18 protein-coding genes and 1 pseudogene are annotated in these 21,835 nt (G+C 63.9%); 14 read left to right on the top strand and 5 right to left on the bottom strand.

The genetic code is table 11. The features are described 5' to 3' along the window. Positions 1–8: 8 nt before the first annotated feature. Positions 9–1,127 carry a cobalamin-independent methionine synthase II family protein gene (locus tag IVB01_RS19235; protein WP_247494741.1) on the top strand — a complete coding sequence of 373 codons (1,119 nt, stop codon included), beginning with the start codon at positions 9–11 and terminating at the stop codon, positions 1,125–1,127. Positions 1,128–1,357: 230 nt separating this feature from the next. Here IVB01_RS19235 and IVB01_RS19230 read toward each other — a convergent pair. Then, positions 1,358–1,835 (bottom strand): annotated as a pseudogene (locus IVB01_RS19230) (peptidase C14, caspase catalytic subunit p20); the annotation flags it as partial. Positions 1,836–2,010: 175 nt separating this feature from the next. On the opposite strand from IVB01_RS19230, the gene IVB01_RS19225 reads away from it, so the two are divergent. The 9 genes from IVB01_RS19225 (at position 2,011) to IVB01_RS19185 (ending at position 11,623) form a co-directional block, all read left to right on the top strand. Continuing rightward, positions 2,011–3,366, top strand: a complete 1,356-nt coding sequence (locus IVB01_RS19225; protein WP_247278755.1) for a hypothetical protein — start codon at positions 2,011–2,013, stop codon at positions 3,364–3,366. 60 nt (positions 3,367–3,426) lie between these two features. Next, on the top strand, positions 3,427–4,623 hold the full coding sequence (gene metK / locus IVB01_RS19220; protein ID WP_247278754.1) for a methionine adenosyltransferase: 1,197 nt from the start codon (positions 3,427–3,429) through the stop codon (positions 4,621–4,623). Between the two features lie 128 nt (positions 4,624–4,751). After that, positions 4,752–6,173, top strand: a complete 1,422-nt coding sequence (ahcY, locus tag IVB01_RS19215; RefSeq protein ID WP_247278753.1) for an adenosylhomocysteinase — start codon at positions 4,752–4,754, stop codon at positions 6,171–6,173. A 165-nt stretch (positions 6,174–6,338) separates the two neighbouring features. Continuing rightward, the gene (locus IVB01_RS19210) at positions 6,339–6,755 is read left to right on the top strand and encodes a nuclear transport factor 2 family protein (protein ID WP_247334348.1); all 417 of its coding nucleotides are present in this window, start codon (positions 6,339–6,341) and stop codon (positions 6,753–6,755) included. A gap of 50 nt (positions 6,756–6,805) precedes the next feature. Further along, entirely contained in the window at positions 6,806–8,272 is a 1,467-nt protein-coding gene (locus IVB01_RS19205; protein ID WP_247494740.1) for an NAD(P)/FAD-dependent oxidoreductase, read from the top strand. A gap of 159 nt (positions 8,273–8,431) precedes the next feature. Continuing rightward, positions 8,432–8,587: a hypothetical protein gene (locus tag IVB01_RS19200; RefSeq protein WP_007612486.1), complete on the top strand. Its 156-nt coding sequence runs from the start codon at positions 8,432–8,434 to the stop codon at positions 8,585–8,587. Between the two features lie 128 nt (positions 8,588–8,715). After that, a complete protein-coding gene (locus tag IVB01_RS19195; protein WP_247494739.1) occupies positions 8,716–9,645 on the top strand; it encodes an aspartyl/asparaginyl beta-hydroxylase domain-containing protein in 930 nt (309 codons plus the stop codon). 13 nt (positions 9,646–9,658) lie between these two features. Further along, complete coding sequence (locus IVB01_RS19190) at positions 9,659–10,117, top strand: nuclear transport factor 2 family protein (RefSeq protein ID WP_247334350.1); 459 nt, start codon at positions 9,659–9,661, stop codon at positions 10,115–10,117. Between the two features lie 165 nt (positions 10,118–10,282). Next, positions 10,283–11,623, top strand: a complete 1,341-nt coding sequence (locus IVB01_RS19185) for an MFS transporter (RefSeq protein WP_247494738.1) — start codon at positions 10,283–10,285, stop codon at positions 11,621–11,623. Between the two features lie 61 nt (positions 11,624–11,684). On the opposite strand, the gene IVB01_RS19180 is transcribed toward IVB01_RS19185, so the two are convergent. From IVB01_RS19180 to galE, 3 genes are all read right to left on the bottom strand, one after another. Next, the gene (locus IVB01_RS19180) at positions 11,685–12,386 is read right to left on the bottom strand and encodes a fumarylacetoacetate hydrolase family protein (RefSeq protein WP_247334352.1); all 702 of its coding nucleotides are present in this window, start codon (positions 12,384–12,386) and stop codon (positions 11,685–11,687) included. 38 nt (positions 12,387–12,424) lie between these two features. After that, a complete protein-coding gene (locus IVB01_RS19175) occupies positions 12,425–14,227 on the bottom strand; it encodes an ABC transporter ATP-binding protein (protein WP_247494737.1) in 1,803 nt (600 codons plus the stop codon). A 118-nt stretch (positions 14,228–14,345) separates the two neighbouring features. Then, on the bottom strand, positions 14,346–15,359 hold the full coding sequence (gene galE / locus IVB01_RS19170) for a UDP-glucose 4-epimerase GalE (protein ID WP_247448949.1): 1,014 nt from the start codon (positions 15,357–15,359) through the stop codon (positions 14,346–14,348). A 126-nt stretch (positions 15,360–15,485) separates the two neighbouring features. Between galE and IVB01_RS19165 the strand changes: the two genes are divergently transcribed. Further along, a complete protein-coding gene (locus IVB01_RS19165) occupies positions 15,486–16,523 on the top strand; it encodes a glycosyltransferase family 4 protein (protein ID WP_247494736.1) in 1,038 nt (345 codons plus the stop codon). Positions 16,524–16,702: 179 nt separating this feature from the next. On the opposite strand, the gene waaF is transcribed toward IVB01_RS19165, so the two are convergent. After that, positions 16,703–17,773 carry a lipopolysaccharide heptosyltransferase II gene (waaF, locus tag IVB01_RS19160; protein ID WP_247422010.1) on the bottom strand — a complete coding sequence of 357 codons (1,071 nt, stop codon included), beginning with the start codon at positions 17,771–17,773 and terminating at the stop codon, positions 16,703–16,705. A 157-nt stretch (positions 17,774–17,930) separates the two neighbouring features. On the opposite strand from waaF, the gene rfaD reads away from it, so the two are divergent. Genes rfaD through IVB01_RS19145 form a run of 3 tightly spaced genes read left to right on the top strand, consistent with a single transcriptional unit; the run spans position 17,931 to position 21,707 of the window. Next, positions 17,931–18,911: an ADP-glyceromanno-heptose 6-epimerase gene (gene rfaD, locus IVB01_RS19155; RefSeq protein ID WP_247422008.1), complete on the top strand. Its 981-nt coding sequence runs from the start codon at positions 17,931–17,933 to the stop codon at positions 18,909–18,911. A 28-nt stretch (positions 18,912–18,939) separates the two neighbouring features. Then, positions 18,940–20,424: a D-glycero-beta-D-manno-heptose-7-phosphate kinase gene (gene rfaE1 / locus IVB01_RS19150; RefSeq protein ID WP_247422006.1), complete on the top strand. Its 1,485-nt coding sequence runs from the start codon at positions 18,940–18,942 to the stop codon at positions 20,422–20,424. After that, entirely contained in the window at positions 20,421–21,707 is a 1,287-nt protein-coding gene (locus IVB01_RS19145; protein WP_247422005.1) for an O-antigen ligase family protein, read from the top strand. Before rfaE1 ends, IVB01_RS19145 begins: the two co-directional genes overlap by 4 nt. The last annotated feature ends 128 nt before the right edge of the window (positions 21,708–21,835 follow it).

The raw sequence follows: 21,835 nt of genomic DNA, 5'->3' as shown, positions 1-21,835 counted from the left end.
AGTAACAAATGCAGCGAACCAAAGCCCCCTTCCGCGCCGACGAGGTCGGCAGCCTTCTGCGTCCGGCCAAGATCAAGGAAGCGCGCAGCCGTCTCGAGAAGGGCGAGATCTCGGCCGACGATCTGCGCAAGATCGAGGACATGGAGATCGAGAAGGTCGTGCACAAGCAGGCTTCGATCGGGCTCAAGCTCGCGACCGACGGCGAATTCCGCCGCTCCTGGTGGCATTTCGACTTCCTGGCCAAGCTCACCGGCTGCGAACTGTTCCACCCCGACACCGGCATCCAGTTTGCGGGCGTGGAGACGCGCCATGATGCGGTTCGTGTGGTCGGCAGGCTCGACTTCCCCGACAACCACCCGATGCTGGATCATTTCCGCTTCCTGAAGAAGTATGCCGACCAGGCACACGTCACCGCCAAGATGACGATCCCGTCGCCGGCAGTGCTGCATTTCCGCGGCGGCCGCAAGTCGATCTCCAAGGAGGTCTATCCCGATCTCGACGCCTTCTACGAGGACCTCGGCAAGACCTACCGCAAGGCGGTGAAGGCGTTCTACGACGCCGGCTGCCGCTATCTCCAGTTCGACGATACCGTCTGGGCCTATCTCTGCTCGCAGGACGAGTTGCAGAAGGCGCGCGAGCGCGGCGACAATCCGGACGGCCTCCAGCAGATCTATGCTCGCATCATCAACTACGCGCTGGCCGAGAAGCCCGCCGACATGGTGGTGACGACGCATGTCTGCCGCGGCAATTTCCGCTCGACCTGGATCTCTTCGGGCGGCTACGAGCCGGTTGCCGAGACCATGCTCGTTGGTACCAATTACGACGGCTATTTCCTCGAATACGACAGTGACCGCGCCGGCGGCTTCGAGCCGCTGCGCTTCCTGCCCAAGGGCAACAAGGTCGTCGTGGTCGGTGTCATCACCTCGAAGTTCGGCGAGCTCGAGAAGAAGGACGACATCAAGCGCCGCCTGGAAGAAGCCGCCAAGTTCGCCCCGCTGGAGCAGCTCGCGCTGTCGCCGCAATGCGGCTTCGCCTCGACCGAGGAGGGCAACATCCTCTCCGAGGAAGAGCAATGGGCCAAGCTCAGCCTTGCGGTCGAGATCGCCAAGGAAGTGTGGGGCCAGTAACCCCATTAGCTCCGCTGTCATTCCCCGAAGGCGGGGAATTCAGTACGCCGCGGCTTCTCCGTATCTCTGGCTATCTCTGCAATACTGGATCGCCCGGTCAAGGCCGGGCGATGACAGCTGAGTTGGGCGATAGCGCGTCGTCACTTCGCCGCCAGGTCGACCTCGACCAGCAGACGAGGAATTCGACGACGGCACCTGCTTGTTCTTCGTGATCGAGACCACCTCGGCCCGAACGAGAACGCCGACTTCGGGTCGACCCTGATTGACCTGTCGTAATCGGCAATGGCCTTGGCATAGTCACGCTTGCCGCGCCAGGCATTGCCTGCCGCGATTTTGGAAGATGATGCCGTTGGGCGGGCCGAGCTTCAGCGCGTGGCCGAAATCCGCGATCGCGACCTCGTACTCGCCTTTGTCGTAATAGGCCCATCCGCAAGCTGTAGATCGCCTGGCCGGCTGGAGCCGATCGCTTCCGTGGCGTCGGCGACGAACTTGGCGTAGTCGCCCTTCTTGTTCACGCGGCCGCACGCCAGAAGTTTTGCCCCTGAAGACTTTCAGCGCGATGATCCTGGTGCGGGCGTCGACCATCTGGTCTGCCGGCGTCGTCACGGTCGTGCAGAGTGGACCGAGCTGATTGCGCGCCTGCCCGAAGGCGGGCGCGGACCACGGCGCACGTGTGACCAGGCAGAGCGCGACGAGCAGGCGGCGCATGGCGATGATCTCGTAAGAGGAGAAGCGCTGGTTTGTTTTCCGGCGTGGCGCAGGGGTTCACGGCTTCCGCCCTGGCGCACCCGGCAAACCGCGGCGGCTCGATCCGCTATTCCATGAGTGGGCAGAATTTGCTAGGACGTGTGACCCATCCCGTCTGCCCAACACTTTCCCACTGATGAAAAACGACGAAATCCTGAGCCAAATCACCGAGTTCTGCCGCAAGGCTGATATGGCGGAATCGACCTTCGGCCGCCGCGCGGTGAACGATGGGAAGCTGGTGCACCGCCTGCGCGAGGGCAAGCGCATCACCATCGACACGCTGGAGCGGATCCAGGCCTATATGGCCGCATCGATGGCCGGCGGCGTGCCGCCGCCGCGGGGACTTCAGGTGCCGCCGGAAAAACGCGACCCGCGCGGCAATTTCCGTTTCTTCGAGAACCGTCAGAAATACCTGCTGTTCGTCCACACCTGCAGCGAGAAGCGGGTGATCGCGGACAGGGTTGCCCTGGAGCTAAGCTCCATCCACCCGCGCCCACCGGCGCTGCGCCTGTTCGACGCCGGCGTCGGCGACGGTACGGTGCTGGCGCGGGTGCTGCGCGCAACGCACCAGCGCTTTCCGCACATGCCGTTCTATGTCGCGGGCAAGGAGCTCAGCCTCGAGGACCTGCGCCTGACGCTGGAGAAGGTGCCGGATCGCATTTTCGAGCATCCGGCGTCGGTGTTCGTCTTCACCAACATGTTCTACGCCGAGGCGCCCTGGCTCACGCCGGCATCGCCTGCGGCGGCGGCGGCCACCGTCTGGCACGAAGTGCCGCTCCGCGGCGCTTCATCGGGCGAGTTCGAGCAGCAGATCGCGGAGCTGAGGCCGTTTTTGGAGCAGAATTGGCGCGCTGCGATTAGCCCGCGCACGGCCATGCCGCTCTATGAGCGACCCGTCGTCCTCGTGCTCTATCGCGAGGACCATAGGTTCCTGTTGGATTCGACCATTCCGCGGCCGGGACAGGCCGAGGCCAATTTCGACCTCGTCATCGCATCACAGCCCTACCGGGCCCTGTCCTCGGTCAATTTCCGGGCCAAGCGGATCATTGCACCGCTGGCGCGGGCGCTCCGGCCTGGCGGCCGGCTGATCGGAATTCACTCCCACGGCCAGGATCCGGGCATGGAAATGATCCAGGCGATCTGGCCTGGAGAAAATCCTTTCTCAGTCAGCCGTCATGAGCTACTGCGTGCAGTTAAGTATGAACTTGGATCAGTGGGCCGCGACTTAAATTTTAATGCCTACGCGGATAACCGTTCGATCTTCAGGTATGATATGGAAGCGCTGCCCAACGAGGTCACCGGCACCATCGGTACCTCGACGGCCTTTGCAGCGTGGAATGCGGCGGTGTATGTCGCTCAGATTGAGGACGACCGGTTGACTGAAATGACTCAAAACGGCCGCACTCTGGATGCCGCCAGGGACGTGCTGCGAAAGTACAATGGGCTCTGGTTTCTCGACGAATCCTACGTCATCTCGCGTCGGCGTGATTGACATCATCAAAAGTAAACATCGCAAACGCCCGCCGGCTAATGGCGGAACAAGGGGTTACTGATGCGCGCGTCCTATCTCTTCACCAGTGAGTCCGTGTCCGAGGGTCATCCGGACAAGGTCTGCGACCGGATCTCCGATGAGATTGTCGACCTGTTCTATCGTGAAGGGCCGAAGGCGGGCATCGACCCCTGGCAGATTCGCGCCGCCTGCGAGACGCTGGCCACCACCAACAAAGTGGTGATCGCCGGCGAGACCCGCGGTCCGAAGTCGGTGACAAACGAGCAGATCGAGAGCGTCGTCCGCGGCGCGATCAAGGACATCGGTTACGAGCAGGACGGCTTCCACTGGAAGACCTGCGACATCGAGATCCTCTTGCATCCGCAATCGGCCGACATCGCGCAGGGCGTCGACGCGCTGCAGCCGGGCGAGGTCAAGGAAGAAGGCGCGGGCGACCAGGGCATCATGTTCGGCTACGCCACCAACGAGACGCCCGACCTGATGCCGGCGCCGATCTTCTACGCCCACAAGATCCTCCGCCTCATCTCCGAAGCGCGCCACTCCGGCCGCGAGAAGGTGTTGGGCCCGGATTCCAAGAGCCAGGTCACCGTGCAATACGAGAACGGCAAGCCGGTCGGCGTGCGCGAGATCGTGGTGTCGCACCAGCATCTGGTCGAGGATCTCACCTCCAAGCAGGTGCGCGACATCGTCGAGCCCTATGTGCGCGAGGCGCTGCCGAAGGACTGGATCACGCCGAAGACGATCTGGCACATCAACCCGACCGGCAAGTTCTACATCGGCGGCCCCGACGGCGACTCCGGCCTGACCGGCCGCAAGATCATCGTCGACACCTATGGCGGCGCGGCCCCGCATGGCGGCGGCGCGTTCTCCGGCAAGGATCCGACCAAGGTCGACCGCTCCGCGGCCTATGCCGCGCGCTATGTCGCCAAGAACGTCGTTGCCGCCGGTCTTGCCGACCGCTGCACGCTCCAGCTCGCCTATGCCATCGGCGTGGCACGTCCGCTGTCGATCTACATCGACACCCACGGCACCGGTAAGGTGTCGGAGGACCAGCTCGAGAAGGCCGTCGCTAAAGCGATGGATCTCACGCCGCGCGGCATCCGCAGCCATCTCGACCTCAACCGCCCGATCTACGCGCGCACCTCGGCCTACGGCCATTTCGGCCGCACGCCCGACAATGAGGGCGGCTTCTCCTGGGAGAAGACCGACCTCGTCGAGCCGCTCAAGCGCGCGCTCTAGTTTTACGCCTCATCCTGGGCGCGCCCGCAACGCGAGCGAAGCCGGGAACCTTATCCATCACATCGAGATGCCGGGTCCGCCTCTTTGGGCGACCCGGAATGACGAGTTCAACAAACAGGACACTCGCAATGAACGCGAAGCCCGGCTTCACCGATTACATCGTCAAGGACATTTCGCTGGCCGATTTCGGCCGCAAGGAAATCTCGCTCGCCGAGACCGAGATGCCCGGTCTGATGGCCACCCGCGAGGAGTACGGCCCGAAGCAGCCGCTCAAGGGCGCGCGCATCGCAGGCTCCTTGCACATGACGATCCAGACCGCGGTGCTGATCGAGACGCTGGCCGCGCTCGGCGCCGACATCCGCTGGGTCTCCTGCAACATCTATTCGACCCAGGACCACGCCGCCGCCGCGATCGCGGCCGCCGGCATTCCCGTCTTCGCCGTCAAGGGCGAGACGCTGACCGAGTACTGGGACTACACCGCAAAATTGTTCGACTGGCATGGCGGCGGCACGCCCAACATGATCCTCGATGACGGCGGCGACGCCACCATGCTGGTGCATGCCGGCGTCCGCGCCGAGAACGGCGACACCGCCTTCCTCGACAAGCCTGCTTCGGAGGAAGAGGAGATCTTCTATGCGCTGGTCAAGCGCCTGCTGAAGGAAAAGCCCAAGGGCTACTTTGGCGAGATCGCCAAGAATATCAAGGGCGTCTCGGAAGAGACGACGACGGGCGTGCATCGCCTCTACGAGATGGCCAACAAGGGCACGCTGCTGTTCCCGGCGATCAACGTCAACGACAGCGTCACCAAGTCGAAGTTCGACAACCTGTATGGCTGCCGTGAATCACTGGTCGACGGCATCCGTCGCGGCACCGACGTGATGCTGTCGGGCAAGGTCGCCATGGTTGCGGGCTTCGGCGACGTCGGCAAGGGCTCGGCCGCTTCGCTCCGCCAGGCCGGCTGCCGCGTGATGGTTTCCGAAGTCGATCCGATCTGCGCGCTGCAGGCCGCGATGGAAGGCTACGAGGTCGTGACCATGGAAGACGCCGCGCCCCGCGCCGACATCTTCGTCACCGCCACCGGCAACAAGGACATCATCACCATCGAGCATATGCGCGCGATGAAGGATCGCGCCATCGTCTGCAACATCGGCCACTTCGACAACGAGATCCAGATCGCGTCGCTGCGTAACCTGAAATGGACCAACATCAAGCCGCAGGTCGACGAGATCGAATTCCCCGACAAGCACCGCATCATCCTGCTGTCGGAGGGCCGCCTCGTGAACCTCGGCAATGCGATGGGCCATCCGTCCTTCGTGATGTCGGCGTCGTTCACCAACCAGACGCTGGCGCAGATCGAGCTGTTCGCCAACAACAAGGACGGCAAGTACGAGAAGAAGGTCTACGTGCTGCCCAAGACGCTCGACGAGAAGGTCGCGCGCCTGCACCTCGCCAAGATCGGCGTCAAGCTCACCGAGCTGCGCAAGGACCAGGCCGACTACATCGGCGTGAAGCCGGAAGGACCGTACAAGTCGGACCACTACCGGTACTGATCTGACGTGATTGCGACACCAGGGCCCCGGAGCGATCCGGGGCCTATTTTTTGTGGTCGCCTCTGTGATACGCTCGCAGGTAGAGCCGCAACAAGCCCGCCACTTTTTGCAGCGGGCGGCCTTTTTTCCGATGTTCATTGTCAAAATGCATATGGAGGAAATGCGATGTCCAGCGAAGCCAACGTTCAGCTCTTGAAGGAAGCCTATCGCCAGTGGAATGACAGCAAGGGCCAAAGCGTCGACTATTGGTTCGACAACGTCATCGGCCCGCAGATCAAGTTCGATTCGATTCCGCGGGGAGCCGAGCCGGTACCTTTCGCCAGGCGTTATGACGACCGGACCGAGCTGCGCGGCTATTTCGACGGCCTGCTTGCTGACTGGAGCATGCAGTACTACACGATGAACGAATACGTTGCGCAGGGCGATGCCGTCGTTGCGCGCGGCGAATGCGCATGGACGAACAAGAAGACCGGAAAGGTCGCGCAGACGCCGAAGGTCGATTTCTGGCGCTTCAAGGACGGCAAGGCGGTCGAGTACCACGAGTTCTTCGATACCGCCTGCGTGGCCGCTGCTGCGGCCTGACGGTTGCAATTTGCCGCGGCGCTGCCATCCTCTGAGCGGGGAGAACCGCCGTGGCCGAAGCCAAAGAACATTTCGACGTGCTGATCGTCGGTGCCGGCCTGTCCGGCATTGGCGCGGGCTATCATTTGCAGACCAAGTGCCCGACGAAGAGCTACGTCATCCTGGAGGGACGCGACTGCATCGGCGGCACCTGGGACCTGTTCCGCTATCCCGGCATCCGATCCGACAGCGACATGTTCACGCTCGGCTATTCGTTCAAGCCGTGGACCGATCCCAAGGCGATCGCCGACGGGCCGCAGATCCTGAACTATGTGCGCGAGACGGCCGCCGAGAACGGCATCGAGAAGCACATCCGCTTCCGTCATCGCGTCAAGCGCGCATCGTGGTCGACGCCGGAGGCGCGCTGGACCGTCGAGGCCGAGCGCACAACAGGCGAGGGCGCAACCGAGTTCGTGCGCTTCACCTGCAATTTCCTGTTCATGTGCTCGGGCTATTACAAATACGAAGCGGGCTACACCCCGGAGTTCAATGGCACGGCGGATTTTCAGGGCCGCATCGTGCATCCGCAGAAATGGACTGAGGACATCGACTATTCGGGCAAGCGCGTCGTCGTGATAGGCTCGGGCGCGACGGCGGTGACGCTGGTGCCGGAGCTCGCCAAGAGGGCGGCGCAGGTCACCATGCTGCAGCGCTCGCCGACCTATGTGGTGTCGCGTCCCGCGCACGATGCCTTCGCCAACAAGCTGCGTCGTAATTTGCCGGCGCGGCTCGCTTATCACCTGATCCGCTGGCGCAATGTGATGTGGGGGACGTTCTTCTTCCAGCTCAGCCGGCGCCGGCCGGCGAAAGTGAAGGACCTCATCCTCAAGGGCGTCAGAAACGCGCTGGGGCCCGACTACGATGTCGCGACCCATTTCACGCCGCGCTACAATCCCTGGGACCAGCGGCTGTGCCTCGTGCCGGACGGCGACTTGTTCAAGGCGATCCGCGAGCAGCGCGCCTCCGTCGTCACCAATGAGATCGATACCTTCACGCGCGATGGGATCCGCCTGAAGGACGGCCGCGAACTTGCAGCCGACATCATCGTGACGGCGACTGGCTTGGTGCTCCAGGTCGTCGGCGGGCTCGAGATCAGCGTCGACGGCCGCGCCGTCGATTTCGCCAACACGCTGACTTACAGGGGCATGATGTATGCCGACGTGCCGAACATGGCCTCGGCGTTCGGTTACACCAACGCGTCGTGGACGCTGAAATGCGATCTCACCTGCGAATATGTCTGCCGGCTCATCAACTACATGGACCGGCACAATTTCCGTCAGTGCATGCCGCACAATGACGATGCCACGATCAGCGCCCAGCCGTCGCTCGACTTCAGTTCGGGTTATGTGCAGCGCTCGATCGCCAGGATGCCGAAGCAAGGCTCGAAGCGGCCGTGGCGGCTGTATCAGAACTACGCACTCGACATCGTCTCGCTGCGCTTCGGGCGGATCGACGACGGCGTGATGCGATATTCCTGACCCTGCCGCTGCTGCGGCGGGTGTCCCTTTCGAGGTGAGCGCGGTGGCGCGATCGCCGCCGGGTTGAGCCTGGCGCAGACCGCACGGTTAACGCCGGCTTAACCGATTGAGTCCTAGCCTGTCTCGGCCGGGGTTACTCGCAAGGCCGAGGTGAGCCCAATGGAAGCCCAGAGAATTGCGGTCGACGCCGTCGTCGCGCTGACCGATTGCGACCGCGACGCCGTCATCGCCTTCATCCGCCGTCTCTATCTCGCCGGCGTCACCGACCCCAAACGCCTGACCTTCAAAGGGCTCCAGGCGCTATCGCGGGCGTGACTGCGTCTCCGTCAGGTTCCATGCTCCCGCTCGCGCCAGTGTGAGTGCAACCCAGCGGTGAATATCTTGCCGCCCCGGTCGGGTCGGGATAGATGACGTCCCCGGCTGGGTCACTGGGGAACGGGGATATGCTGAAACAGCTTTTTGCGCCGCAACTTGTTATCCTTTATGTGCTGGTCGTCTCGACGATTTACGTCCACTTCCGCGGCAAGCAGCGGCTGCGCTTCGCGCGCCAGCTCGGCGACCACTCGACCTATCTCGCGCCCTACAATGTGTTGATGTATGTCGGCTCGGCCGTACCCAACAAGCCGGTGATCTCGGTCGATCAGTTTCCCGAGCTGAAGCTGCTGAGCGAGAACTGGGAGATCATCCGCGACGAGGCGGTGCGCCTGTTCGACGAAGGTTTTATTCGCGCGGCCGCCAACAACAACGACTGGGGCTTCTACTCTTTCTTCAAGAGCGGCTGGAAGCGGTTCTACCTGAAATGGTACGACGATTTCCTGCCGTCGGCGCGCACGCTCTGCCCGAAGACGGTGGAGCTGCTCAACTCGATCCCGAGCGTGCACGGCGCGATGTTCGCGATGCTGCCGCCGGGCGGCAAGCTCGGCGCCCATCGCGATCCGTTCGCGGGCTCGCTGCGCTATCACCTCGGCCTCGTCACGCCGAACTCGAACACGTGCCGCATCCTGGTCGACGGTGTCGAATGCGTCTGGCGCGACGGCGAAGCCTTCATGTTCGACGAGACCTTCATCCACAGCGCGGAGAATGCGACCGACGTCAACCGCATCATCCTGTTCTGCGACGTCGAGCGGCCGATGAAGTTCGGCTTCATGACCGCCATCAACCGCTGGGTCAGCCACCACATCGTCAAGGCGTCGGCGACCCAGAACGTCGACGGCGAGAATGTCGGCGTGCTCAACAAGGTGTTCGGCAAGCTCTACGAGATCCATCTCGCCAGCCGCAAGGTCAAGGAATGGAACCGCAACGTCTACTACGCGCTGAAATATTCGCTGACGGCGCTGATCCTCGGCCTCATCGTGCTGTCGGCTCTGCGGTGATCAGGGCGTCGCGATGAGCCCCTTGCCGGTCGCGAATACGGACATCGTGCAGTTCTTCCGCCACTGGCTGGAAAGTTTTGCCGGCTATGTCCGGGAGGTTGATTACGCTTCGGCGCGGCCGCTCTTCCATCCGGACGTGCTTGCCTTCGGCACGCATAACGACGTCATCCCTGGTCTTGATCAGTGGGTCTCGACGCAGTGGAATAACGTCTGGCCCAAGACGACCGATTTTCATTTCGTGCTCGATCAGACCTCGATCCTGGCATCCGCCGATGGCACGATGGCGACTGTGATCGCGCCATGGGCAAGCACGGGCTATCATCCCGATGGCAGCCCGTTTCCACGCCCCGGCCGGGCCACGATGGTGTTTGCCAGGAATGGCGAAACGTGGCTGTGCGTGCATTCCCACATGTCGCTCAATCGCGGTGTGCCGCAGGCAAGCCACGCCAATCGGCCCGTGAAGGCTTGGTAGCGCCAAGCCATCCGGCAGCGTGCGCCGCGGCTTTATTGGCCGACTAAAGTTTTACACTCTCGTTCCACCTCGGCCGGAACCCTTGGAACCTGATCTCGTTTGTTCCTCAAGGAACAACCGGTGAAAAATACGCAACCGGGGGGCTGTCCCGAGGGAAACGCTCCCATGGCAACACTCGGCCTTGACGCCACCCGACTTACTCCATCCGAGCATCAGCGCCAGCTTCGTCGCGCGGTGATCGCGTCCACGGTAGGGACCGCGATCGAATGGTATGATTTCTTTCTCTACAGCACCGTCACCGGTCTGGTTTTCGCAAAGCTGTTCTTTCCGCAGTCCGACCCCTGGGTTGGCACGCTGGAGGCGTTTGCGATCTACGCAGTCGGCTTCATCGCGCGCCCGATCGGCGCGGCAATCTTTGGTCACTATGGCGACCGCATCGGCCGCAAGTCGACGCTGATCGCGACGCTGCTCTTGATGGGACTGGCGACCGCCGCGGTGGCCGTGGTGCCGACCTATGCGAGCATCGGCATCTGGGGCGCCGTGATCCTGACCGTGCTGCGATTCATTCAGGGCGTCGGCGTTGGCGGCGAGTGGGGCGGCTCGGTGCTGATGTCGATGGAATGGGCCCGCAGCGACCGATCCCGAGGATTGATCGCGTCATGGCCGCAATTCGGCGTGCCCTGCGGTCTGTTCCTCGCTAATCTCGCCGTGCTGGCGTTCAGCCAGATGGCGGGCGATCAGTTCCTGGCGTGGGGCTGGCGCATTCCGTTCGCGCTCAGCATCATCCTGGTCGGCGTCGGCCTTTATATCCGGCTCGGCATCCTCGAAACGCCGGTGTTCTCAAAGCTCGTGGCCGAACGTCAGGTGGACCGCACGCCGATGCTGACCGTGATCCGGGAGTATCCGAAGGAGATTCTGCTGTCCGCCTTTGCGCGCATGTCGGAGCAGGCGCCGTTCTACATCTTCACAGCCTTCGTCTTTTCCTATGGCATCGGCACCTTGCATGTCTCGCGCGACTTCCTGCTGACCGCGGTGCTCTCGGCCTCGGTGCTGTCGTTCGTCTCGATCCCGCTGTGCGGACATATCTCCGATCAGATCGGCCGCAAGAACATGTACATGATCGGCGCTGCCGTGACGGGCATATTCGGCTTCGTCTATTTCGCGATGCTCGACACCGGATCGCCAACCATCATCTTCGTCGCGATCATCCTGTCGCTGATTCCGCATGACATGCAGTACGGCCCGCAAGCCGCCTTGATCGCCGAGAGCTTTACCGGACGCCTGCGCTACAGCGGCTCCTCGCTCGGCTATCAACTCGCTTCCGTGATCGCCGGCGGTCCGGCGCCGCTGATCGCAACCTGGCTGTTCGGCACGTTCCACTCGGCGACCGCGATCTCGATCTACATCGCGATTTGCGCTGTCGTGACGCTGGCCGCGACCGCGATGATGACCGATTACACCGGGAAGGACATCAACGTGGCCGGCGCGCATGAGCGGCGAACTTGAGCGCGTAAAAGCCCCGGACGCGACGTCCGGGGCTTTGCGTTTTCCTTGATTTGAGCTCAGCCTATTCCGGCTGGCCGATCGCGACCTTCAACGTGCCGATGCCGTCGACGCCGCATTCGAGCTTGTCGCCTACCTGGAGCTGCGACACGCCGGCCGGCGTGCCCGTCATGATGATGTCGCCGGCGGCGAGCTTCACCTGCTGCGAGAGCTGCCAGATGATTTCGGGCACGTTCCAGATCAACTCGGTGAGGTCGCCCTTCTGCGCTTCCTTGCCGTTGACCGTCAGCCAGATCTTGCCCTTGGCGGGGTGGCCGATCTTCGATGCCGGCTGAATCGCGGAGCACGGGGCGGAGCCGTCGAACGACTTGCCGATCTCCCACGGCCGCTCCTTCTTGCGCGAGGCGATCTGGAGGTCGCGGCGGGTGAGGTCGATGCCGACTGCGTAGCCGTAGACGTGGTCGAGCGCCTTGTCGGCAGGGATGTTCAGCCCACCGCTCTTCATCGCGACGACCAGCTCGACCTCGTGATGCAGATCCTTCGTCAGCGGCGGATAGGCAATGGTGGCGCCATCAGGCACCAGCATGTCGGCGTGCTTGGCGAAGAAGAACGGCGGCGCGCGCTCGTCATTGCCCATCTCGCGGATGTGCTCGAGATAATTGCGACCGACACACCAGATGCGGCGCACCGGATAGCGGCCGCTCTCACCGACGACGGGAAGCGAAGCCTGGGGCGGAAGCGGAATCACGTAGGAGGCGGCGTTCATGGAGCGGGTCTCGCGGCTCTTGAGGTTGATAAGGAACTCTATGCGGTTGCGCTGATCGGCGCCAGAGCGTCGGAATGGTGATGCTGCAGGCGGAAGAACGACGCATAGCGCCCGCCGCGGCGCAGCAGATCGTCGTGCCGGCCGTGCTCGACGATCTCGCCGCCCTCGACCACCAGGATGCGGTCTGCGTGCATGATCGTGTGCAGGCGGTGCGCGATCACGATGGTGGTGCGGTTCTGGCAGAGATGCTCGATCGCCTCCTGCACTTGCCGCTCGGACTCCGAATCGAGCGCGGCGGTGGCTTCGTCCAAGAGGATGATCGGCGCGTTCTTGATCAACGCGCGCGCCACCGCGATGCGCTGGCGCTGGCCGCCCGACAGCTGCGTGCCGTGCTCGCCGACGGGCGTGTCGTAGCCGAGCGGGAAACCCATGATGAAATCATGTGCGCAGGCCGCTTTTGCGGCCTCGATGATTTCCTGTTCGCTCGCGCCCGGCCTTCCGAAGGCGATATTGCTGCGGATGGTGTCGCGGAACAGATAGACGTCCTGGCCGACATAGGCGGTCTGCGCTCGGAGCGATTTTCGCGACACTGACGAGATCGACTGCCCGTCGATCACGATCTCGCCTTGCGTCACCTCGTGGAAGCGCAAGAGCAGCGCCAGCACGGTCGACTTGCCGCAGCCGGACGGGCCGACCAGCGCGGTGACCTTGCCCGGCTCGGCGACGAAGCTCATGCGGTTGAGCACGCTCTCGCCTGAGCGATAGGAGAAGCTCACGTCGCGCAGCTCGATGCGGGCATCTGACAGCTTCAGCGCCGGCTTGTCGTCATCGGACTGCTCGCTCGCCGGACTGTCGACGACCTCGAGCAGCATGCGCGCGCCGACCAACTGGCTGTTCAGGTCGATGTTGAGCCGCGCCAGCCGCTTGGCCGGCTCGGTCGCCATCAGGAACGCGGTCATGAAAGAGAAGAACGCGCCGGGCGTGGCATTGAGTGCAACCACGCTGTAGCCGCCATAGAGCAGGCAGCCGGCAACGGCGAATCCGCCCAGCATCTCCATCAGCGGATTGGAGCGGTTGGCGACGCGGGCCATCTTGTTGGCATTGCGCTCGACGATCGCGATGTTCTCGTCGATGCGCTTCTGCATGGTATCTTCGAGCGTGAACGCCTTCACCGTGCGGATGCCCTGCAGCGATTCCTGCATGGTTTCCATGATGTCGGCGGTGCCGGTGAACTGGTTGTAGGCGAGGCCCTTGATGCGCTTGACCAGCTTGCGCAGCACCAGCATCGCAGGCGGCACCGCGACGAGGCCGATGAACGACATCAGTGGGTCCTGCCATACCATCACGCCGATCATGGCGAGCAGCATCAACAGGTCACGCCCGACGGCGTTGACCAGCATGTTGAGCACGTCGGTGATGGACTTGGCGCCAGCGGTCAGCCGCGCCAGAAATTCGGACGAATGCCGCTCGGAGAAGAAGCCGACGCTTTCGCGCATCAGCTTGGCGAAGAGCTGACGCTGATTGGTGGCAAGGATGGCGTTGGAGATCTTGGTCAGGATCACCATGTGGCCGTAGGTCGCGACGCCTTTGATGAACAGCAGCGCCACCGTGATGCCCGAAAACATCGCGATGCCTGGAATGTTCTTGTCGACATAGGCCTGGTTGATGACCTGGCCGAGCACATAGGTCGCGCCTGCAGTCGCGCCGGCGGCGAGCGCCATCAGCGCGAAGGCGACGAGGTAGCGCCTCCAGTAGACGACCCCTTGTTCCAAGACCAGGCGGCGAATCAACACCGCTGCTGCATAGGGGTCGTCAGTGATTTTCTTTGGGAACTGGGCCATCCGGTGTCCATTGACGGCGCGGGACAAAGCCTGCCCGTGCGTCAGGGATCGATGGGCCTCTGTGCCCGCTCGGCTACAGTTTTTCAAGCCCAATTAAGGGCTTGCGCTCGGGTTGATTCTAGGCCGAGACGGCGTGGCGGAGCTCGCCATGGCGCTCGCGGAACAGCTTGTCCTCCCAGGCCAGGGCGTGCGCGGCGATGGTCTCGAGGTCATCATACTGTGGGTGCCAGTCGAGCAGGCCGCGGATGCGGCTGGTGTCGGCGACCATGGTCATGATGTCGCCAGGCCGGCGCGCGGCGTATTGCACGGCGAAGCTGCGGCCCGAAACCCGCCGCACCGCGTCGATGGTCTCCAGCACCGAATAGCCACGGCCATAGCCGCAATTGAGCGTCGTCGAGGCGCCGCCATTGCGCAAATAGGCCAGCGCCGAGCGATGCGCCTGCGAGAGGTCGGTGACGTGGATGAAATCGCGGATGCAGCTGCCGTCCGGGGTCGGATAATCCGTGCCGAACACGTCGATCTTGGCGCGCTGGCCGGTGGCGGCTTCAACTGCGATCTTGAGCAGATGCGTGGCGCCGACAGTGGCAAGCCCGATGCGCGCCTGCGGATCGGCGCCGGCGACGTTGAAGTAGCGCAAGGTCACATATCGCATGCCGTAGGCGGCCGCGACGTCATGCAGCATGATCTCGGTCATCAGCTTCGACGAGCCGTAAGGCGACAGCGGTCGCGTCGGCGCATGCTCGGGCACCGGCACCTGGTCAGGATCGCCGTAGACGGCAGCGGTCGAGGAGAAGATGAAGCGGCTGATGCCGCGCTTGACCGCGACGTTGAGCAGATTGCGCGCGGTCGTGAAGTTGTTGCGGTAATAGCCGAGCGGATCGCGCATCGAATCCGGCACGACGATCGAGCCAGCGAAATGGATGATGCTCTCGATGTCGTGCTGCGCGATCACGCCTTCGAGCAGGTTCTCGTCGCCGGCATCGCCGATGAACAGCGGCACACCTTCCGGCAGATAGGTGGAGAAACCCGTGGAGAGATCGTCGATCACGACGACGTCCTCGCCGGCTTCCGCCAGCGCCAGGACCGTGTGACTTCCGATGTAGCCGGCGCCGCCGGTGACTAGCACAGTCATGATCTCACCCGTCTTCGATCAACGCGCAAAACTACCGCCCGCGTGGTGAAGAGGGGGTATCGGCGCGGCTGAACTGGTCACTATGCTTAATGTTGCGTATAGGGATCTTTCGAAACGGAGCATGACGTGGCGAATTTCCCCGGCGATCTCGAAGTGATCGTGCCAAATCTGCACAGGCGCTATTCCGGAGTCACCGCGACCAATCGGATGGTGGCGCCGCGGCTGGCAAGGCTGTTTCGCGCGGCCTGGTTCGGCTCCGATGCGCCGGCTGGGATCGGCCGCCTGACCGCTGCGGATTTTCTGAAGCTATGGCGGCGCAAGGCGCCGCTGATCTGGCATGCGCGGCGCAACAACGAGATGATCGCCGCCGTCGCGTTGCGCGCGCTCGGCTGGCCCCTGAAGCTCGTGTTCACCTCGGCCGCGCAGCGGCATCACAGCTGGATCACGCGCTGGCTGATCCCGCGCATGGATGCGATCATCGCAACGAGCGACATCTCGGCATCATTCCTGAAAGTGAAGGCAACCGTGATCCCGCATGGTGTCGACACCGACGTCTACGCACCGCCGACAGATCGCGCCGCGGCCTTCGCGGAAGCCGCGCTGCCCGGCCGCTACGCAATCGGCTGCTTCGGCCGCGTGCGCGCCCAGAAGGGCACCGACATATTCGTCGATGCGATGTGCCGGCTGCTGCCGCGCCATCCGGATTTCTCCGCTGTGATCGTCGGCCAGGTCACGCCCGAGCAGACGCCCTTTGCCAAGGACCTGAAGCAGCGCATCGAGACAGCCGGCCTGCAATCGCGCATCGTCATGACCGGCGAATTGCCGATCGAAGCGGTGCAGCGCTGGTATCAACGCTTGACGATCTACGCCTTCACCTCACGCAACGAAGGTTTTGGCCTGACGCTGATCGAAGCGATGGCGGCCGGCAGCGCCCTCGTCGCCGCACGCGCCGGTGCCGCCGAACTCGTGGTCGAGGATGGCGTGACCGGCGTGCTGGTGCCCCCGGGCGATGTCGATGCTCTGGTCGCCGCGCTGGAGCCGCTGATGCGAGATGTGGACGCCGCGACCGCGATGGGCGCGCGCGGGCGGGCGCGGGTGCTCGCAAAGTTCAGCCTGGATGCGGAGGCGGCGCGGATCGGCGAGATCTATCGGCCGCTGCTCTGAACCGGTTTTTTTCACGACGCCAAACAAAAAGCGCGAAAACAACCCCATGCACCGTAGCCGGTGCTAGCAAAATCAATGGGTTGACCGCTGGCACGATCTTTTGCGGATTTTTCGAATCGTGTTTGACTTGTCGGGCAAAACACTGGCAGGATGTCATCATCGGCAATGGCCGGATCGCCTCACGTCGTCGTCCGCGCTTCCGCTTCACTCAACACCCGCTGCGCAATCGCGACCACCTCGCTCGCCGCGATGTCGCGCATGCAGCGGTGGTCGTTCATCTTGCAGATCGTGCTCTGGCACGGCTGGCAGGACAGCACGCTCTTGTTCTGGACCACGGTGGCGGCAAGGCCGTTGAGTGGGGCCCAGAGATAGGGGTCGGTTGGCCCGAAGATGCCCATGGTGGGCGTGCCCAGGGCGGCTGCGATGTGCATCAGGCCGGAATCGTTGGAAATCGCGACGCCGGCCGCGGCCATGGCCAGCACGCCATTGCGCAGGTCGTTGCCGGTGAGGTCTCGCACCCCCGCGCCGCCGGCTGCGACGATCTCCCGGGCGAGGCCTTTCTCGGCGGGGCCGCCGACCACCCAGACCTCCAGGCCGCGCTCGACCAGCAACCGGGCAGCCTCGGGATAGTAGGTCCAGCGTTTGGACGCCCCGACGGAGCCGGGCGCCAGCGCTACGGCTGCGCCGGCGCTGAGGCCATTGGCCTGCCGCCAGCGGGCGATCTCCTCGGCCGGGACCCGCAATTGCGGCACCGGCCATTCCGCAGGCAGCGGCGCGCCGTCGGGCTGGGCAAGGGCGGCGTTCTTGTCGATGAAGCGGGGCAGCTTCTTCTCGCCCCAGCGCCAGCGGTTGAGCAGGCCGAACCGGAACTCGCCGACGAAGCCGACCCGTTCGGGAATGCCCGCTAGCGCGGGCGCGATGGCCGCCTTCCAGGTCCGGGGCAGCACCAGGGCGGTGCCGTAGTTCCGCTCGCGCAGGCGTTTTGCCAGGCTGAGCTGGCGGCCAATTGCGAGCCGGCCGCGCGGCAGGTCCCAAACGACGCCAGCGCGCACGCCGGGCATGTAATCGACCAGCGGGGCGCACAGCGAGGTGGTCAGGAGATCGACCGGCCGGTTTGGCCATCGCTGATTTAGCACCCGCACGACGGTGTGATTCCGGACGAAATCGCCGATCCACATGTAGGGAATGATCAGGATCGGGCGCGTGTCGTCCCGGTCTGCATGTTCACCAAGTTTCGAATTTTGATTCATTGTTAATACGATCGGGCGAGCTGATATGGGCGCTCGGTTAGCCGCTCCCAGCCAGCAGGTAAAGCCGGCTGAGGAACGATGCCAAAACCGCTTACACTTTGGCAGATCATGCGCTACGGCAGGACCGGGCCTTCAGAAAATCGGGCAGGTAGGTGGAATGTTGCTGGTGACCGGCGGGGCCGGTTTTATCGGATCGAACGTCGTCGCCGCGCTGAATCAGGCCGGCCGCAGCGACGTCGTGGTCTGCGATCTCCTCGGCTCTGACGGCAAATGGCGCAACCTCGCCAAGCGGCAGCTTGTGGATATCGTCCCGCCGGCCGAACTGGAGGGCTGGCTGAAGGGCCGCAAGCTCGACGCAATGATCCATCTTGGTGCGATTTCCGAGACCACCGCGACCGACGGCGATCTCGTGATCGAGACCAATTTCCGCCTCTCGATGCGCCTGTTGGACTGGTGCACGGCGAATGCGGTGCCGTTCATCTATGCCTCATCGGCCGCGACCTATGGCGATGGCGCGGATGGCTTCGACGACGATTTCTCGCTGCCGGCGCTGAAAAAGCTGCGGCCGATGAATCTGTACGGCTGGAGCAAGCACCTGTTCGACCTCGCTGTTGCCGAGCGCGTAGCGAGGGGCGACCGGCTCCCGCCGCAATGGGCGGGCCTGAAATTCTTCAACGTGTTCGGCCCCAACGAATACCACAAGGGCTCGATGATCAGCGTGCTGGCGCGCCGCTTCGATGACGTGAAAGCGGGCCGCGTCGTGCAATTGTTCAAGTCGCATCGCGAAGGTATTGCTGACGGCGACCAGCGCCGCGATTTCATCTATGTCGACGACGTCGTGCGTGTCCTCATGTGGCTGCTGGCGACGCCGTCGGTCTCCGGCCTCTTCAACGTCGGGACCGGCAAGGCGCGCAGTTTCAAGGACCTGATGCTGGCAGCCTATGCAGCCCTCGGCAAAAGCCCCAACATCGAATACATCGACATGCCCGAGGCGATCCGGGGCAGCTACCAATACTTCACCCAGAGCAAGGTCGATCGTCTCCACCGCGCCGGCTATAACGGTGGCTTCACGACGCTTGAGAACGCGGTCAAGGCCTATGTCGGGGATTACCTCGACCGGCCCGACCGCTTCCGCTGAGGCCCCAAGGACCTGAGGCCCAAAGATCATGCCGACACCCATCCTCGATTTCGATGCCCTCGCACAGGCCATCAGCGGCCGCACGGTGCTGTGCATCGGCGACATCATGCTGGACGAGTTTGTCTATGGCGAGGTGTCGCGAATCTCGCCGGAAGCGCCCGCGCCGGTGATCTCGGCACAGCGCAGCGAGATCCATATCGGCGGCGCCGGCAACGTCGCGCGCAACGTCGCCTCCCTCGGCGCGCGCTGCATCTTCGTCGGACTCATCGGCGAGGACGATGCGGGCAGGCGGCTTGCCTCGGCGCTGGCGGAGTACGCCGGCATCGACAGCGTTCTGGTGAGCGACGTCTCGCGCCCGACCACGCGAAAAGTCCGCTTCGTTTCCGAGCATTTTTCCACGCATATGTTGCGTGCGGATTGGGAGCAGGCGGGGCCTGCCTCCGATGCGACCGAGACGAAGCTGATCGAGGCGATCCTGCCGCAGATCGCGCGCGCCGACATCGTGCTGCTGTCCGACTACGCCAAGGGCGTGCTGACCGCACGCGTGATCCGCCACACCATCGACGCCGCGCGAAAGCTCGGCAAGCCCGTCATCGTCGACCCCAAGAGCCTGAACTGGGCGATCTATCGTGGCGCCACGCTGCTCACGCCCAACCGCAAGGAGTTTTCGGAGGCGACGCGGAGCCGCGCCGACAGCACGCAGAGCATCGTTGATGCCGGCGAGGACGTGATGCGGCTCGCCGATTGCGAGGCGATCCTGGTCACGTTGGGCGAGCACGGCATGACGCTGGTGCCGCGCAGCGGCGAGGCGGTCCATGTTCCGGCGTTCCCGGTGAAGGTGCGCGACGTCTCCGGCGCCGGCGACACGGTTGCCGCCGCGCTTGCGGTCTCGCTCGCAGCGGGCGCGGACTGGGACACGGCGCTGCGCATGGCCAATGCCGCCGCCGCCGTCGCCGTCGGCAAGCAGGGCACCGCCACCGTGAGCGCGGCCGAGCTGCGGCGAAAGATCCTGCCCCACGCCTATCTCGCCGCCGAGGTGAAGATCGTGCTCGAGCCGGACGCGCTGGACGCGCAACTCGCCGAATGGACGAGGCAGGGCCAGCGCGTCGGCTTCACCAATGGCTGTTTCGACATCCTCCACCCCGGCCACGTCAAGGTGCTGACCGCGGCGCGCGCCGCCTGTGACCGCCTGATCGTGGGTCTCAACAGCGACGCGTCGGTGCGGCGGCTGAAGGGCGCCGATCGTCCGGTCCAGGACGAGCGCGCGCGTGCCGAGGTGCTGGCCGCGCTCGAGGCCGTCGATCTCGTCGTCATCTTCGAGGAGGACACGCCGATCGAGCTGATCACCAAGATCAAGCCGGCTGTGCTGGTGAAGGGCGGCGACTATACCCGCGAGCAGGTGGTCGGCCACGAGGTCGTCGAGGCCACGGGCGGGACGGTCGTGCTGGTCGACATCCTCCAGGGCTTCAGCACCACCGCGCTGGTGCATCGCGCGCGGGGAGGGAGCAAGTGACGGCGCTCGCCCGCGAGACGACGGGCCATATGCTCTTGCGGCGCCTGCGCAGCCCGGCGGCCTGGCGCGAGACGGTGGACATTTTTGCGGTGCTGACCGCGGCTTCGCTGCCCTGGTCGACGTCGCTCGCGGGGATATTCAATGCCCTCATGCTGCTGTGCATGGTGCCGTTTCTCGACGTCCGCGCATTCCTGCAGTCGCTGAAGCGTCCGATCTGCGTTGCGCCGATTGCGCTGGTCGTTCTCGCGCTGGCGGGGACGCTGTGGTCGGACGCGTCCTGGGGCGCGCGCCTATATGCGGTCAACCCAACCGTCAAGCTGCTCGTGCTGCCCGTCCTGCTCTACCATTTCGAGCGCTCGCGGCGCGGGCATTGGGTGATCGTCGCGTTCCTGGTGTCCTGCGCGCTGTTGTCGGTGATGTCGTGGCTGGTCGCCTTCTATCCCAACCTTGCGCTCAAGACCGACCCGCCCGAACGCGGCATCTTCGTCAAGAACTATATCGACCAGAGCCAGGAATTCGCGCTCTGCGCGGTCGCGCTCGCCTATCCGGTCGTGACGCTGCTGCGTGAGAAGCGTTACTGGCTGGCCGGGCTGCTCACTGTGCTGGCACTCAGCTTCTTCGTCAACATGGCCTTCGTGGTGGTGTCGCGCACGGCGCTCGTCACCATTCCGATTCTGTTCGGCGTGTTCGCGCTGCTTCACCTCAAAGGCCGCAGCATAGCGATCGTTGCCGCCGTTCTGCTCGCCGGCGCCGTTCTGGCTTGGCAGGCTTCGCCGCATTTGCGGCAGACCGCCGAGAGGTTCGCCAGGGATTACACCGGCTATGTGGAAAGGGGCGAGCCGACCTCGATGGGCATGCGGCTCGAGTTCTGGCGGAAATCGCTCGGCTTCTTCGCGGAGGCGCCGATCTTCGGCCACGGCACAGGCTCGACGCGGGGATTGTTCGAGCGGGTCGCAACGCCCCGCGGTCAGTACCAGGCATCCGCCGAAGTGATCGGCAATCCCCATAACCAGACGCTGAACGTCGCCGTGCAATGGGGCGCTATCGGCATCGCCGCTCTCTATGCGATCTGGATCCTGCATCTGCTGTTGTTTCGTGGCGAGGGGCTTGCCGACTGGATCGGGCTGCTGGTGGTGGTGCAGAACGTCTTCACTTCGTTGTTCAACTCCCATCTGTTCGACTTCCACGAGGGCTGGATGTACGTCATCGGCGTCGGCGTTGCCGGCGGCATGGTGATCCGGGCACGACAGGTGGAGGTGAAGGCGGGGGACTGCGGTTCCTGAACGGCCGGCGCGCGGTTGCTACGCTCTGACTGGCATGTCTTGCCGAGATGGGCTATCAGCGCCGTCAGGTTGCACCTAACTGGGTTTCATCGGCCGGCGGATGACGCGTCTTTCGCATCTCACCTCGC

Origin of the sequence: Bradyrhizobium sp. 164, assembly GCF_023073715.1 — a bacterium.
Classification (GTDB): domain Bacteria; phylum Pseudomonadota; class Alphaproteobacteria; order Rhizobiales; family Xanthobacteraceae; genus Bradyrhizobium.
This window is presented reverse-complemented; position numbering and strand designations above follow the sequence as displayed.